This is a genomic window from Nocardioides hwasunensis, assembly GCF_014779665.1.
GTDB classification, from domain to species: domain Bacteria; phylum Actinomycetota; class Actinomycetes; order Propionibacteriales; family Nocardioidaceae; genus Nocardioides; species Nocardioides hwasunensis.
Genome location: NZ_JACXYY010000002.1, coordinates 167200 through 181169, shown reverse-complemented (window position 1 = coordinate 181169; position 13970 = coordinate 167200). Strand labels below are relative to the sequence as shown.

The 13970-nt window shown below is 71.3% G+C and carries 16 protein-coding genes and 1 riboswitch; of the genes, 3 read left to right on the top strand and 13 right to left on the bottom strand.

What is annotated here, in order from left to right:
• Positions 1-94: 94 nt before the first annotated feature.
• Genes IEZ25_RS22110 through IEZ25_RS04850 form a run of 3 tightly spaced genes read right to left on the bottom strand, consistent with a single transcriptional unit; the run spans position 95 to position 2637 of the window.
• Positions 95-955 carry an ATP-grasp domain-containing protein gene (locus tag IEZ25_RS22110; protein ID WP_191198290.1) on the bottom strand — a complete coding sequence of 287 codons (861 nt, stop codon included), beginning with the start codon at positions 953-955 and terminating at the stop codon, positions 95-97.
• On the bottom strand, positions 952-1788 hold the full coding sequence (locus IEZ25_RS04855; protein WP_191198289.1) for a class I SAM-dependent methyltransferase: 837 nt from the start codon (positions 1786-1788) through the stop codon (positions 952-954). The genes IEZ25_RS22110 and IEZ25_RS04855 overlap by 4 nt, the downstream gene beginning before the upstream one ends.
• 9 nt (positions 1789-1797) lie before the next feature.
• Positions 1798-2637 carry an SGNH/GDSL hydrolase family protein gene (locus IEZ25_RS04850; RefSeq protein ID WP_318152049.1) on the bottom strand — a complete coding sequence of 280 codons (840 nt, stop codon included), beginning with the start codon at positions 2635-2637 and terminating at the stop codon, positions 1798-1800.
• A gap of 136 nt (positions 2638-2773) precedes the next feature.
• Here IEZ25_RS04850 and IEZ25_RS04845 point away from each other — a divergent pair, with 136 nt between their 5' ends.
• The gene (locus IEZ25_RS04845; protein WP_191198288.1) at positions 2774-3985 is read left to right on the top strand and encodes a DUF2157 domain-containing protein; all 1212 of its coding nucleotides are present in this window, start codon (positions 2774-2776) and stop codon (positions 3983-3985) included.
• Positions 3982-4455 carry a GDYXXLXY domain-containing protein gene (locus IEZ25_RS04840; protein WP_191198287.1) on the top strand — a complete coding sequence of 158 codons (474 nt, stop codon included), beginning with the start codon at positions 3982-3984 and terminating at the stop codon, positions 4453-4455. The genes IEZ25_RS04845 and IEZ25_RS04840 overlap by 4 nt, the downstream gene beginning before the upstream one ends.
• 18 nt (positions 4456-4473) lie before the next feature.
• Here the strand turns inward: IEZ25_RS04840 and IEZ25_RS04835 are convergent, their stop codons facing one another.
• The 6 genes from IEZ25_RS04835 to IEZ25_RS04810 form a co-directional block, all read right to left on the bottom strand.
• Entirely contained in the window at positions 4474-4944 is a 471-nt protein-coding gene (locus IEZ25_RS04835; protein ID WP_191198286.1) for a DUF6174 domain-containing protein, read from the bottom strand.
• 45 nt (positions 4945-4989) lie between these two features.
• Positions 4990-5265 (bottom strand): MoaD/ThiS family protein, encoded by a 276-nt coding sequence (locus tag IEZ25_RS04830; RefSeq protein ID WP_191198285.1) that lies wholly within the window; start codon positions 5263-5265, stop codon positions 4990-4992.
• A gap of 32 nt (positions 5266-5297) precedes the next feature.
• Positions 5298-6569 carry a threonine synthase gene (thrC, locus tag IEZ25_RS04825; RefSeq protein WP_191198284.1) on the bottom strand — a complete coding sequence of 424 codons (1272 nt, stop codon included), beginning with the start codon at positions 6567-6569 and terminating at the stop codon, positions 5298-5300.
• A gap of 10 nt (positions 6570-6579) precedes the next feature.
• Positions 6580-6718: riboswitch (SAM riboswitch) on the bottom strand.
• A gap of 75 nt (positions 6719-6793) precedes the next feature.
• On the bottom strand, positions 6794-7624 hold the full coding sequence (otsB, locus tag IEZ25_RS04820) for a trehalose-phosphatase (protein WP_191198283.1): 831 nt from the start codon (positions 7622-7624) through the stop codon (positions 6794-6796).
• A gap of 73 nt (positions 7625-7697) precedes the next feature.
• Positions 7698-8177, bottom strand: coding sequence for a LytR C-terminal domain-containing protein (locus IEZ25_RS04815; RefSeq protein ID WP_318152048.1), 480 nt, complete (start codon positions 8175-8177; stop codon positions 7698-7700).
• 125 nt (positions 8178-8302) lie between these two features.
• On the bottom strand, positions 8303-8596 hold the full coding sequence (locus tag IEZ25_RS04810; protein ID WP_191198281.1) for a DUF3263 domain-containing protein: 294 nt from the start codon (positions 8594-8596) through the stop codon (positions 8303-8305).
• 181 nt (positions 8597-8777) lie between these two features.
• Between IEZ25_RS04810 and IEZ25_RS04805 the strand changes: the two genes are divergently transcribed.
• Entirely contained in the window at positions 8778-10220 is a 1443-nt protein-coding gene (locus IEZ25_RS04805) for an alpha,alpha-trehalose-phosphate synthase (UDP-forming) (RefSeq protein ID WP_191198280.1), read from the top strand.
• Between the two features lie 28 nt (positions 10221-10248).
• Here IEZ25_RS04805 and IEZ25_RS04800 read toward each other — a convergent pair whose 3' ends face one another.
• The 4 genes from IEZ25_RS04800 to IEZ25_RS04785 form a co-directional block, all read right to left on the bottom strand.
• Entirely contained in the window at positions 10249-11802 is a 1554-nt protein-coding gene (locus tag IEZ25_RS04800) for an FMN-binding glutamate synthase family protein (protein WP_191198279.1), read from the bottom strand.
• Positions 11803-11869: 67 nt separating this feature from the next.
• Complete coding sequence (locus tag IEZ25_RS04795) at positions 11870-12607, bottom strand: anti-sigma factor (protein WP_191198278.1); 738 nt, start codon at positions 12605-12607, stop codon at positions 11870-11872.
• The gene (locus IEZ25_RS04790) at positions 12594-13184 is read right to left on the bottom strand and encodes an RNA polymerase sigma factor (RefSeq protein ID WP_318152047.1); all 591 of its coding nucleotides are present in this window, start codon (positions 13182-13184) and stop codon (positions 12594-12596) included. Before IEZ25_RS04790 ends, IEZ25_RS04795 begins: the two co-directional genes overlap by 14 nt.
• A gap of 96 nt (positions 13185-13280) precedes the next feature.
• Positions 13281-13919, bottom strand: a complete 639-nt coding sequence (locus IEZ25_RS04785) for a fasciclin domain-containing protein (RefSeq protein ID WP_191198277.1) — start codon at positions 13917-13919, stop codon at positions 13281-13283.
• Positions 13920-13970: the final 51 nt, after the last annotated feature.

The following is a 13970-nucleotide window of genomic DNA, read 5'->3' as shown; positions in this document are numbered from 1 at the left end:
GCCGGCGGGACACCGGCTATCCCGAACTGGGTAATTTTGCCCTCGGGTCTAGACCAAATGGCCCCGACGAGCCATGCGACATGGCCTGAAGTGACTACGCGGGCAGGCGGAGCTCGAGGAGATCGGCGAACGGCGCAGCGTTGGCGTCGGAGACGTCGAGGTAGAGACCGGGCTCGATGAGCTCGAGCTCGCTGACCACCCAGTCACCCTCCCACTGCAGGAGGTCGACGCGGAGGTAGTCCATCGGCCGGCCGAAGCGCTCCCCCATGGCGGCGTGCGCCGCGAGCGCGAGGTCGCCGACGTCGCCGATCCCGACCTCGCGGACGCGACCGCCGAACTCCTCGTTGACACGCACGTCGCCCTCGCCGGGCACCTTGTCGAACCGCGAGGCGACGGCCCCGCCGAGCACGTAGACCGACACCTCGCCCTGGGTGCGGATCGACTCCACCAGGGGCTGGACGACCCAGGGGCCGCCGACCTCCGGGTAGCCCGGGGCGCTGCGCACCGACGTGCCGAGTCGCGGGTCGTCGGGGTCGGAGACCACGATCAGGCCCGCCCCGCCGGCGCCGACCCGCGGCTTCACGACAGCGGAGCCGAAGTGTCGTACGGCGTCGGCGAGCTCCGCGCGGTCGCCGGCGAGCAGCGTCGGGACGGCCGGCAGGTCACCGAGGTCGGCGAGGTAGCGCTTGTCGTGGTTCCACGCGAAGACGTCCGCCCCGTTGAGCAGGCGCGACTGGTCGAGGGAGCCGGTCCACGCCAGGAACTCCGGGGCCCGGACGACGTAGTCCCAGGTGGAGCGCACCGCAACGAGGTCGGAACCCGACCAGTCGACGCTGGCGTCGTCCCACCTGGCCCAGGCGAAGTCGATGCCACGCTCGTCGAGGACAGCGTTGAGCGCAGCCGCACCAGGCTCGCCCTGGGGCAGGTCACCGCTGGTGGCGAGGAGGATCGTCACTCGGGCAGCTCCGATGCGCCGTAGAGCTCGTGGGCGACGTTGTCCCGGTTGGTGCCCTCGCGGTTGTCGCCCTTCTCGATGATCACGAGGTTGTGGTAGCAGTGCACGGCCCGCACCCACTGGTCGGTGTACGTCGGCTCGTAGCCCTCGACGAGGAACTCCTCGTGGTTCAGTCCGTCGACGAGGTCCTTGACCAGGTCCATCGACGTGCCGGGGGCGCGTGGGTCGAGCTGACCGCCCCAGGCGGGCCAGTAGGAGGTCTGGGTGTCCTCGATGCAGTAGATCGCGCCGTCGGGCAGCAGCGGGAACAGGATCCGGAAGGACTCGCGCACGTGGGCCGGGATGTGGCTGCCGTCGTCGATCACGACCAGGGGCACGCCCTGCTCGTCGATGATCCGCTGCAGGACCTCGGGGTCGGTCTGGTCACCGAGGTACGTGTGGATGTGGCCGCGGGTCAGCCACGTCTTGTCCTCGATGTCGAGGCCGACGATGCGCGCCCTGGGGAAGAACCAGCGCCACATCTTCATCGACGCCCCGCTCCGGCGACGCTTCTTGTAGCCGCCGATGCCGAGCTCGAGCAGCGTGAAGGACTCCTGGCGCAGGTGCTGTAGGTGGCGCTCGTAGTGGGGCGTGTACTTGTGGACGCCCCACTTGTCGGTGCGGAACTCGATCGCGAGCTCCGTCAGGTTGCTGGCGAGCAGTCGCCGACGACGCTCGGCCTTCGGGTCGGCGGGGGCCGGCACGTCGGGCACGGGCTCGGGCTGCTGCCGACGACCTGCCTTCAGGGCGGCCTTCTTGACGGCCTGGCCGGCTCGTCGAGCAGTGGTGCGCACCCGCAGACCCTAGCCCGACCGACCCTCTCCCGGCGCGTGGTGCCCGAACGGCAGGTCGTCGGCGATCCCCAGCGCGGCCAGGACCGACGGCAGCATCGCCTTGGCGGTGCGCTTGTAGCCGTGGGCGCTCGGGTGGAACCGGTCGAGGCTGAACATCTCCTCGGGGTTGGTGATGAAGAACGGCCCGACCACGTGCGCCAGCGACACCACCCGGGCGCCTCGCCCGAGGGCCTCCGCGCGCTGGGCGGACGCGAGCTGGCGTGAGGCACGGGAGCCCAGGGCCCGGAGCGGCTGGGGAACCGGTCGTAGCGCACCCAGGTCGGGACAGGTGCCGACGACGACCTCCGCCCCTCTGGCGCGCAGCTCGTCGATGGCCTCGCCCAGGTGGCGGACGGACTCCGAGACCGGCACCCGGTGGGTCACGTCGTTGCCGCCGACGATGATGATCGCGACGTCAGGTCCGTAGGAAGCCGGCAGCGTGGCCAGCTGCTCGGCGAGCATGCTGCTCTCGGAGCCGACGACCGCAGCCGTCCGCAGCCGCACCGATCGCCCGGTCTGCTGGGCGATTCCGCGGGCGAGCCGACCGCCGAGCGTCTGCTTGGGCTTCTCCGCCCCCAGCCCCGCGGCCACCGAGTCGCCGAGGACGAGCAGGTCCACCGGGGTGCCGTACTTCTTCTTGTAGAGCCGGTCGGCCGACGGTGCCGCCTCGCCCAGCGGCTTGCCGATGGCGCGGCGCGCCTGGGCGGCCTGCCGGTGCAGCAGCTCGCGGGCGCCGTACGCCGTCGCGCCCACGAGGCCGCCCACCACGGCCAACGCCACCCCGGCCCGGGTCAGGTGCTTGCTCGACACGCCCTACTTGAACCACGCGGACGTGAACGCCCTCTGGCCCCCGGGGCAACCGGCGGCGTCGGGCGGCCCAACGGCCCACCGCACTTGGGTCGTCGTACTCACGACAGCGCGCCTGGCGCGCGCACAGGCTGGGCCCATGAATGACTCAGCAACGCTCACCGCCCACACCGTTCCGCCACGCCGGCTCGTCTGGCTCCGCACCGAGGTCGACTCCTGGAGCACCCAGGGACTCATCACCGAGGAGCAGGCCGAGCAGATCCGGACCCGCTACCGCTCCGAGGACCACGCGCGCTCCAGCATCGGCCGCGTCCTGCTCCTCCTCGGTGGCGGGTTCGTCGGCATCGGACTGATCTGGCTCGTCGCAGCCCACCTCGACGCGCTCTCCCCCATGACCCGCTTCGGCGCGGTCGCCCTGCTGTGGCTGGTGTTCCTCGCCGGCGGTGAGGTCCTCGCCGCGCGACGGGCATCACCGCCGCTCGTGGGCGCGGCCCGCCTCCTCGCAGCCCTGGGCACGGGAGCGGTGCTCTTCCAGGCGGCCCAGTCCCTGCAGGTGCCGGCGTTCGAGCCGCGACTCGTCGGCCTCTGGGCCGCCGGCGCCCTGCTCCACGGCTACCTCACCCGCGCCTACCTCCCCTTCCTCGTCGGCATCCTCACCGGGCTCGTCTGGTGGTTCATGCAGCCCCTGTGGGACTCGCAGAGCGGGCTGACCGTGGTGCTGCTCATCGGCGCGGCTGCCGTCCTCGCCGCCGGTGTCGCCGTCCTCCACGACGATCGCCTCGACGCGTTCGCGTGGACCTGGCGCACCCTGGCCGGCGCAATGGCGCTGCTGGCGCTCTTCGTCGCCGCGATCCCCGACATCGGCGGCGACGGCATCGACTGGTCGCCGTGGCTGGTGGCGCTGCTCGCGGTCGCCGGCGTGGCCGCCGTCGCTGCCGCCGTCACGCGCCCCGGCCACCAGGCTCTGGAGGCCCTGGGCGCCGTCGTCGTGCTGGCGGCAGCCGTGCTCCTCGCCCTCTGGAGCACCGGCGCGGACAGCTCCGACATCGACGCCGCCGACTGGGCGCACGCGGCGATCTCCGTGGCGGCCTACGTCGGGCTCGCCGTGGCGCTCGTCGCCCTCGGGACCGTGCGCGAGCACGCGCCGCTCACCTGGATGGCGATGACCGGCCTCGTGGTCTTCACGACCTTCCAGAGCTTCGCGGTGTTCGCGCCCATCGTCACCGGCGCCTGGCTGTTCGTGGTGCTCGGCACGGTCTTCCTCGGCACCGGCTTCCTCGTCGACCGCGCACGTCGCGAGCTCGCCCAGGCACTCGACACCGCTACAGACGATGAAGGAGCAACCCGATGAACCGGATCCTCACCACCGCCGTGATCGCGGTGGGCCAGCTGGCCGCGGTCGGACTCGCCGTCGCGCCGCAGCTGTCCGCCCGCACCACCGGCGAGACCTATCTGATGCGGGTCGCCCCCGTCGATCCCATCGACCCGTTCCGGGGAGCCTACGTCGCCCTCGACTACCCGGGCCTGCACCTCGACGACGAGACCGTCCCGGACGACGCAGGTCACGGTGACCTGTACGTCACCCTCGTGCAGGACGGCGACCTGTGGCGCGCGGGGACGCGGAGCCGCGCACGCCCCGACTCGGGCCCCTACCTCGCCTGCGACGACCGCGCCTGGCAGGTGCGCTGCGGGATCGAGAGCTGGTTCCTCCCCCAGGACGAGGCCGCGCGGGCCGAGCAGCAGCTGCAGGACGGAGCGGTCGCCGAGGTGCGGGTCGACGGTCGCGGCCACGCGGCCGTGGTCGACGTACGCGCGCCCTGAGACGGCACCGAGGTCGTGTCAGAGGCGACTGAGGGAGACCGTGTAGGAGATCTCCTCGTCGGCGATCATCGTGCTCCGGTCGATCGCGATCGCCTTCGGGACGCCGCGCCTGGTGTAGTCCACGCGGACCGTGTCCGCCTCGCCCTGCGCGTCGCGGATCACGGTGAAGAGCTCGTCCATCGACCAGCCGCGCTCAGCGGCCAGCCGACGATCACCCTGGGTCACCCGGACCGTCCGATCACCGCGGATGACCGTGCGCACAGGCTTCTCCGGCAGGCAGTAGCAGCTCCGGCGCACGGTGACGACGTAGTCGTCGATGCCCTTCTCCTCCCACCGCTGCCAGGCCCTCGCGAGGGTGACCTCGTCGTCCACACCCGGCACGAAGGACTGCACCGGGTGCGGGTCAGCGGCTGCGTACGACGGAGCAGCACCGGCCCCGATCGTGAGAGCGAGCAGGGCGACGAGGGACACGCGCATCAGGGAGGTCATGTCCCTCCGACGCCCGGACGCCTGCGGCTGGTTCCGTCGGGACGCTCAGCCCCCGGCGACGGCCGGGATGACCGAGACCTGCACGCCGTCCGGCGTCGGCGTCGCGAGGTCGTCGAGGAAGCGCACGTCGTCGTTGCCGACGTAGACGTTGACGAAGCGGCGCAGGGCACCGGCGTCGTCGAGGATGCGGCCCCTGATCCCTGAGTAGCGGGCGTCGAGGTCGTCGAGCACCGCGGCCAGGGTGTCGCCCTCGGCGCTGACCTCGGACTCACCGCCGGTGTAGGTGCGCAAGATGGTGGGGATCCGGACCGAGACCGTCATGTGGGGTTTCCTTTCACAGGTTGAGCGGCCGCTCAGAGGATGCCGGCGGCGACGAAGGCGTCGTAGCTGGGCGCGATGGTGGCGGCCGGGCCGACCCGGTCGGAGATCGCGTCGAGGGTCTTGAGGCCGTGGCCGGTGTTGATCACGACCGTCTCGAGCGAGGTGTCGAGCTGGCCGGTCTCGACGAGCTTCTTCAGCACGCCGACCGTGGTGCCGCCGGCGGTCTCGGTGAAGATCCCCTCGGTGCGGGCGAGCAGCACGATGGCCTCGCGCACCTCGTCGTCGCTGATGTCCTCGACCGCACCGCCGGTGCGACGGCAGACGTCGAGGACGTAGATGCCGTCGGCGGGGTTGCCGATGGCGAGGCTCTTCGCGATGGTGTCGGGCTTGACCGGGCGGATGGCGTCGGTCTCGGCCTTGTAGGCCACCGAGACCGGCGAGCACCCGGTCGCCTGGGCGCCGAAGACGCGGTAGGGCTTGTCCTCGACGAGACCGAGCTTGATGAGCTCCTGGAAGGCCTTGTCGACCTTCGTCAGCTGGGAGCCGGACGCGACCGGGATGACGATCTGGTCGGGCAGCCGCCAACCGAGCTGCTCGGCGATCTCGTAGCCCAGGGTCTTGGAGCCCTCGGCGTAGAAGGGGCGCACGTTGACGTTGACGAACGCCCAGCCCTCCTCCTCGCCGGCGATCTCGGAGGCGAGCTTGTTGACGTCGTCGTAGTTGCCGTCGACCGCGACGAGCTTCTCGGTGAAGACGGCCGAGTTGACCTTCTTCGGCGTCTCGAGGTTGCTCGGGATGAACACGACCGTGGGGATGCCGGCTCGTGCGCCGGCCGCGGCGACGGCGTTGGCCAGGTTGCCGGTCGACGGGCATGCGAACACCTTGGCGTCGAGCTCGCGGGCCGCGCTCAGCGCACAGGCGACGACGCGGTCCTTGAAGGAGTTCGTCGGGTTGGTGGAGTCGTCCTTGACCCAGAGCTTGTCGATGCCCAGCTCGCGGGCGAGGTTCTTCGCCTCGAGCAGGCGGGTGAAGCCCGGCTCGGTGTTGGGGCTCTGCTCGATGTCGGTCGGCACCGGCAGCAGCGCCTTGTAGCGCCAGATGTTGCGGGGACCGGCGGCGATCTCCTCGCGGGTCACCGTCGGGAAGTCGTAGGCCACCTCGAGGGGACCGAAGCACTCCGGACAGGCGTACGACGGGCCGAGCTCGACCTCGTGGCCGCACTCGCGGCAGGCCAGGACCCTGGCGTTGCCGAAGGCGCCCTCGCGCAGCGTGTGGGTGGTGCTCTCGTCGACCAGGGTGCTCATGAAGTCCTCCTTCTCATCTGTCCCCGCGACTCTCGCGTGGGCCGGATTTGGCACCTGCTCCCATGACTGTCGGCGGTGGCCGGACAGGAGGCTCATGGGTGGTTGCCGGGACTTCGACGGGCCGTTCCCTCAGTCCCTCGTGATGAGCAGGACCAGCCTAGGCAGGCCGTCTCACGATGCGCACATCGAGTCCACCATGTGGATCGGTGACGTCCGGTCCGCGGTCAGCGCCGCAGCAGGATCTCGCCGAGCAGGCCCACGACACCCGCGGGGCCGTCGACGACCACGTCGGCGAGGTCGACGAGGCCGGGCTGCTCGCTGGAGGCGGAGCAGACGACGAGGCCGGGCAGACCCTGCTCGCGCAGGTCGCGCACGGCCTCGAAGGCCTGGATGTCGCCGAGGTCGTCGCCGCAGAAGACCACGCCCTTGGCGTCGAGCTCGTCGACGAACGTGCGGACGGCGAGGCCCTTGTGCATGTCCCCGGAGCGCACCTCGATCACCTGGCGGCCGGGCTCGACGGTGAGGTGGTGCTTCGCCGCGAGCTGGGCGAGGGGGTCGCGCAGCCGCTCCAGTGCGCCGTCGGGGTCGTCCATCCGCCTCGTGTGGACGGCGACGGCCAGGCCCTTCTCCTCGATGAAGGCGTCGCCCGCGTCCGCTCCGCGGAGCACGGACGGCAGCTCGCGCTCGAAGGTGGCCAGACCGGCGGGCGGACGGGGGGAGCGGATGCGCTGGTCGGTCGCCGACCACCGCTCGTTGCCGTAGTGCCCGAAGACGAACAGCTCGGCGCCGCGGTCGAGCATCGCGTTGCCGAGTGCGTCGAGGTCGCCCAGCGCGATCGCCTGGCGGGCCGGGCGTCCGGTGATCACCGCGACCGCGCGCACGACCTCGGCGAGCTCGAGCAGTGCCCCCGGAGCCCCGGGATGGAGGCGCGCGGCCTCCGGGTCGTCGACCACGGGTGCCAACGTGCCGTCGAAGTCGAGCCCGACGACCGCGCCGTCGAGGACAGCGCGTACGTCGTCGTAGTGGGCGCGCGCGTCGTCGGAGGTGAACTCCATGCGCCCAGCCAACCATGGTGCCGGGACCGGCAGCCAACCGGCCGTCGGCCGGCCGGGTCGGGTCGGAGACCGACTACTGCGGCGCGTCGGTCGTCAGGATGATCGTGAGCCGATCCATCTTCATCTCGCCCACCGCGGGCGCCGTGCGCCCGATGCCGAGGTCGAGTGCCAGCTGCTTGCCGGCGGCCTTGAGCCGCGGCGGGAAGTAGACCGTGGTGGTCGGCACGACGCCGTACCAGTTGTCCTGCCCGGCGACCGACCAACCGACCGTGGTGGCCTTGGCGGCCGTCGCGGCCGCCAGACCCTTGATGCCGGAGTTGTTGTAGACCTCGACGTAGACCTCGCCGCGCTGGACCTGCGGCTTGGGCTTCGGCTTCTCGGTCGCGGCGGGCGGCTCGGCCTCGGGCTCGGGGGTCTGCTCGGCGCTCGCGATGGTCGCGGTGTTGTCGACGCGGCGCTCGGTCGGAGCCTCGTCGCGGGTGGCGAGGAAGGTGATCGACGCCATCGCCACGGCGATGACCGAGAGCATCACGAGGGGGGACGGGAAGGCCACGCCTCGATCGTCACGGGAGCGGTGAGCGAGGCGGCCGGCGAGCGCGCCCACGCCTACTGGACTGCTGGGGAAGAAGGCCATGGGGAAGGTAGCCAATCGTGAGTGGGCGGGTCGGGTCTCTCTCGTCAGACGTCGAAGCCGAGGCGGCGGGCGGAGCGCTGGCGCTGGCGCGAGGCGCGCAGTCGTCGCAGCCGGCGCACCAGCAGCGGGTCGGCCTCGAGGGCCTCCGGGCGGTCGATGAGGGCGTTGAGGACCTGGTAGTAGCGGGTCGACGACATGTCGAACTTCTCGCGGACGGCCTGCTCCTTGGCGCCGGCGTACTTCCACCAGTGACGCTCGAACTCGAGGATGTCGCCGTCGCGCTGGCTCAGCCCGGCGGCAGTCTCCTGCTCGGCTGCGATGTGCTTGGCGGCGTCCATGTGCCTGTTCCTCCTCGACCCCACATCCACCCGTCGGCCGGGTGGACTGGGACCACTCTAGGCGACGAACGACAACGATGTCATTCGCCTGCGGCGAGTCGTCTGGACAGAACGCCGACGCCTCCACCACTGGCCACCGCAGGGTGAACCGGCGCTCACCGGCCGTCGATAGGGTGGCCGCGTGACCCGATTCCCGCAGGCAGACCTCGTGATCGTGGCCAACCGCCTCCCGGTGGACCGCGTCACCCACCCCGACGGCGAGGTCTCCTGGCGCCGCTCCCCCGGTGGCCTGGTCTCGGCGCTCGAGCCCGTGATGCGGGCCAACGACGGCGCCTGGATCGGCTGGCCCGGGGCCGCGGACGAGGAGGAGTTCGCCCCCTTTGTCGAGGACGGGCTCTCGCTGATCCCCGTCTCACTGAGCTCCGACGAGGTCGAGGAGTTCTACGAGGGCTTCTCCAACGGCACGCTCTGGCCGCTCTACCACGACGTCGTCGCCAAGCCCGAGTTCCATCGCGAGTGGTGGGATGCCTACGTCCGGGTCAACCAGCGCTTCGCCGACAAGGCGGCCGAGGTGGCCGCGAAGAGCGCGACGGTGTGGGTCCAGGACTACCAGCTCCAGCTGGTCCCGCAGATGCTGCGCGACCAGCGGCCCGACCTGCGGATCGGGTTCTACCTCCACATCCCCTTCCCACCCGCCGAGCTGTTCTCCCAGCTGCCGTGGCGCCGCCAGATCCTCGAGGGCCTGCTCGGGGCGGACCTGATCGGCTTCCAGCTGCCCGGCGCGGCCGCCAACTTCGTACGCCTCGTGCGCAGCCGGGTCGGCCACAAGACCCACCGCGACACGATCTACCTGCCCGACGGCCGGCCGGTGAAGGCGACCGCCTTCCCGATCTCCATCGACACGGCCGGCTTCGAGGAGCTGGCCCGCTCGGAGGGCGTCGAGAAGCGCGTCCAGGAGATCCACGACGCGCTCGGCAACCCGCGCAAGATCTTCCTGGGGGTCGACCGGCTCGACTACACCAAGGGGATCTACTCCCGGCTCCGCGCCTTCGGCGAGCTGATCCGCGACGGCCACATCGACGTCGAGGACGCCGTCTTCATCCAGGTGGCCACCCCGTCGCGCGAGCGGGTCGAGCAGTACCGCATCCTGCGCGACGAGATCGAGCGGCTCGTCGGGCGGATCAACGGCGACCACGGGCGCATCGGCCGTCCGGCGATCTCCTACATGCACTCGTCCTACCCCCGCGAGGAGATGGCCGCCCTCTACCGCGCCGCCGACGTGATGGTCGTGACGCCGTTCCGCGACGGGATGAACCTCGTCGCCAAGGAGTACGTCGCCTGCCGCTACGAGGACGACGGCGCCCTGGTGCTCTCGGAGTTCGCCGGGGCGGCCAAGGAGCTGCGGCAGGCCTGGCTGGTCAACCCCTACGACATCGACGGGATGAAGGCAGCGCTGCTCGAGGCGTACGCCGCCGACGACAAGGAGACGGGTCGCCGGATGCGCGCCATGCGCAAGACCGTGGTCCAGCACGACGTGGCCCGGTGGGCGGCCGACTTCCTGCAGGAGCTCGAGACCCTCCCCGAGCACCACGACAAGTCCGTGCGGCCCTCCTCCACGAGCTGACGCGCTCCAGGCGCGATTCAGGCGCGCTTCAGGCGCGGCCGGCCCCGGACGCGTCCTGGGCCACCATGATCGCCTCGATCTCCTGCACGAGCGCCGGCCCCAGCCGCGGCCACGACGGGTCGTAGCCGTAGGTCTCGGCCAGGCCGACCGCGGACCGCGTCCCGTCGACGAGGTCGACGTCGCGCGGCGAGATCAGACCGGGGTGGACGACCCCGACCGCCTCGGACACCTTCAGCAGGTCACGACGCAGGCTCCGGACGTAGTTCGCCGCACGCACGCTCTTGAGGGACACGTCGAGACCGCGGGTGTAGCGCGGGTCCTGCGTGGCGACCCCGACGGGGCAGTGGTCGGTGTGGCACTTCTGGGCCTGGATGCAGCCGATCGACATCATGGCCTCGCGGCCGGCGTTGATCAGGTCCGCGCCGAGGGCGAAGGCGACGACGGCGTTCTCGGGGATGCCGAGCTTGCCGGCGCCGACGAAGACGACGTCGTCGCTGAGCCCGGCCGCGGCGAAGCGGCGGTAGACCTCCGAGAACGCGATCCGGAACGGGTAGGCCACGGAGTCGGCGAAGATCATGGGCGCCGCGCCGGTGCCGCCCTCCCCACCGTCGACGTTGACGAAGTCGACCCCCCGGTCGCCACCGGCCATCGCCTCGGTGAGCTCGTCCCACATCGTCAGGTTGCCGACCGCGGACTTGATGCCGACCGGGAGCCCGGTGGCCTGGGCGACGGTCTCGACGAAGTCGAGCATCGAGTCGACGTCGTGGAAGACCGCGTGACGGCTCGGCGAGGCGCAGTCCTGCCCGACCGGGATGCCGCGGATGTCGGCGATCTCCTGGCTGACCTTCTCCCCCGGGAGCATGCCGCCCAGACCGGGCTTGGCGCCCTGGCTGAGCTTCACCTCGATCGCCTTGACCGGTGCCGACTGCACGAGGTCGACCAGCCGGGAGAGGTCGAAGCGGCCGTGCTCGTCGCGACAGCCGAAGTAGGCGGTGCCGATCTGGAAGACGATGTCGCCACCGTGGCGGTGGTGCGGCGCGAGCGCGCCCTCACCGGTGTTCTGCAGGCAGCCGGCCATGGCAGCGCCCTTGTTAAGCGACTCGATCGCCTTGCCGGACAGCGAGCCGAAGCTCATCCCCGAGATGTTGACGACCGACTGCGGCCGGAAGGCGTGCGTGCGGCCCCGTGACGCGCCCATCACCTTGGCGCACGGCAGCACGATCTCCTCCTGCGCGTGCGGCATGACCGCCGCGCCCGTACCGGTGAAGGTGCGGTGCTTGATGATCGGGTAGCCCTCGACGCGCTCGACGTCGTTGTCGGTGCCGAAGCCGAAGTAGTTGTTCTCCAGCTTCGAGCTGGCGTACACCCAGCTGCGCTGGTCACGGCTGAACGGCCGCTCCTCGTCGTTGCTGGTCACGATGTACTGCCGCAGCTCCGGACCGATCCGCTCGACGAGGAAACGGCCGTGGCCGACCACGGGGAAGTTGCGCAGGATCGCGTGCTTGCGCTGGACCAGGTCGTGGACCGCCGTGGCAGCACCGGCCACCGCCGCACCGCCCAGGACCGCGTAGCGCCACCTCATGGGTCGTTCCTAGCCCCCACGGGTCGCGATGTCGAGGACTGCCCGCGGCGCGGGCTCAGGAAGGCGCTCAGGCGAGCTCGCCCCGGGCCAGGCTCACACCCGAGTGGGTGGGATCGCCGTCGTGGGGCTCCACCGAGATGTCGACGATGCGGTAGCCGTCCTCGAGCACTCCGCGCGGGACCTGGAACTCGCCGGTGTCGCCGCTGGCGAGGACCCCGAGGGAGACCATCCGGGTGCCGTCGACGTTGATCAGCCACACCTCGTGGAAGCCGATGGCGTCGCCGAGCTCACGTGCGCTGACCCGCAGGGTCACCGCGCCGTCGTCGCGCACCGCCTCGGCGGTGCCGCGGGGCGCGTCGCTGTCGAGCGAGGTGAGGGCCGTCGCGGCCACGACCGTGGCTCGCTCCTCCGGCGCGGGCGAGGTCTCGCCCGCGGTGAGGCGCCCCAGGCCGAGACCGGCCAGCAGCGTCACGACCGCTGCCAGGCCGGCGGCCCAGGCCGGGATCCGCCGTCGGCGGGCCCGGGACGGCACGAGGGGCACGGGCGGCGGAGGTCGGTCGGCGGTGTCGTCCGCGGGCCGGTCGGTCGACTGCGGGGTCGAGCGGGCCTCGGCCAGGACCCGGTCGCGCAGACCGGCCGGCGCGGACACCAGCGGCTCTGCGCCGGCGAGACGGCGTACGTCGCCCAGCGAGGCCAGGAGGGCGGTGCAGTCGGGACAGGACGCGACGTGCTCGCGGACGTCCTCGGGGGCGTCGGTCGGGTCCAGGGCGAGGTCGGCGAGGACGTCGAGGTCAACGTGACTCACGGCGTACCCCCTCGAGCTGCTGGTGGAGCGAGATCAGGCCACGGCGGACGTGGCTCTTGACAGTGCCGAGCGGGAGGCCCACGGCCTCGGCGATCTCGGTGTGGCTGCATCCCTCCCAGAAGGCGAGGAACATGATCGTGCGACGCGGGTCGGGCAGCTCCTCGACTGCCTGCCTGACCACCAGTCGTTCGGTGACGTCCTCGTCCGCGGATTGCTCCGCGACGTCGCGAGCCTCCGGCAGGGACGCCGCGGCGGCGATCCTGCCGGCGTCGCGCGCGCGGGAGGCACGGACGTCGGCGACCTTATGGCGGGCGATGCCGAGCAGCCACGAGGGGAGGGCTCCCGGCGTCGGGGTCAGCGTGTGGCGGCTGCGCCACGCGGCGACGAACACCTGCTGGGTGACGTCCTCGGCGTCGTGGACGTCGCCGAGGGCGCGCAGGGCGTAGGTGTGGACCAGCGCCGACCAGCGGTCGTACACCGCCTCGAGGGCGGTCTCCTCACCGGAGACGAGGCGCGCGGCGAGGGACCGGACGTCGTCGTCCTGGTCCTCCTCGAACTCCCTCACCCCGCTGACCACGGGGCCAACCTACTGTCCGACATGCCGCCGGTGCCGCCGGTCGAGCAGCGACGTGAGCTCCCCGACCGGCGATCCAGCCTCCTCAGAGGTCGGTCCTCAGAGGTCGACCGGGCGCATCACGCGGTCGATGCCGTGCGCGACCTGCTTGTTGCCCTTGTTGAGGTCGAGGGAGCCGAGGATGACCTTGGCGTCCCGCGCGTTCTTGTCCGCGTCCTTCAGCGTGATGCTCAGCTGCGGCTTCTTCTTGATCTTCACCGTGATCTTGCCGCCCTGGGCCGTGGTGAGCTTGGCACCGTTGGCCTTGAGCACCTTCGGGCTGGTGAGCGTCTTCCCTGCGATGACGTGGTAGAGCAGGACCGTCTCGATGGTGTCGACACCGGCGACCTCGACCAGCTGCTGGAACACCTTCTTCTCGCTCTTGACCGTCTTGCCGGTGAGGTCCTTGAGCAGCAGGCGGAAGGCCTGGTCGGTCGGCGCGAACACGGTGGCCCGCTTGCTCCCGTCGGCCACGAGGGCGACCGGCGAGTCGGGCTTGGCCGCGACGACGGCCAGCGCCGCCTCGGTCAGGATGTCGAAGTCCTTGGCGTTCTTGTCGAACGTGTTGCCGTCCGAGGTGAGCAGGGTCGCCAGGCTCTCGTCACCCGCGGCCTTGGCGCTGGCGGCGGGGGCGGTGGCCGTGACCGCGCCGAGTGCCAGGGTCGACACCGCGAGGAGGGCGGGGAGGCGTCGCTTCATGGAAGGTCCTTCCGTCGGGGGCGCGCGATCGCGCCCGTCACCCCCTTCTCT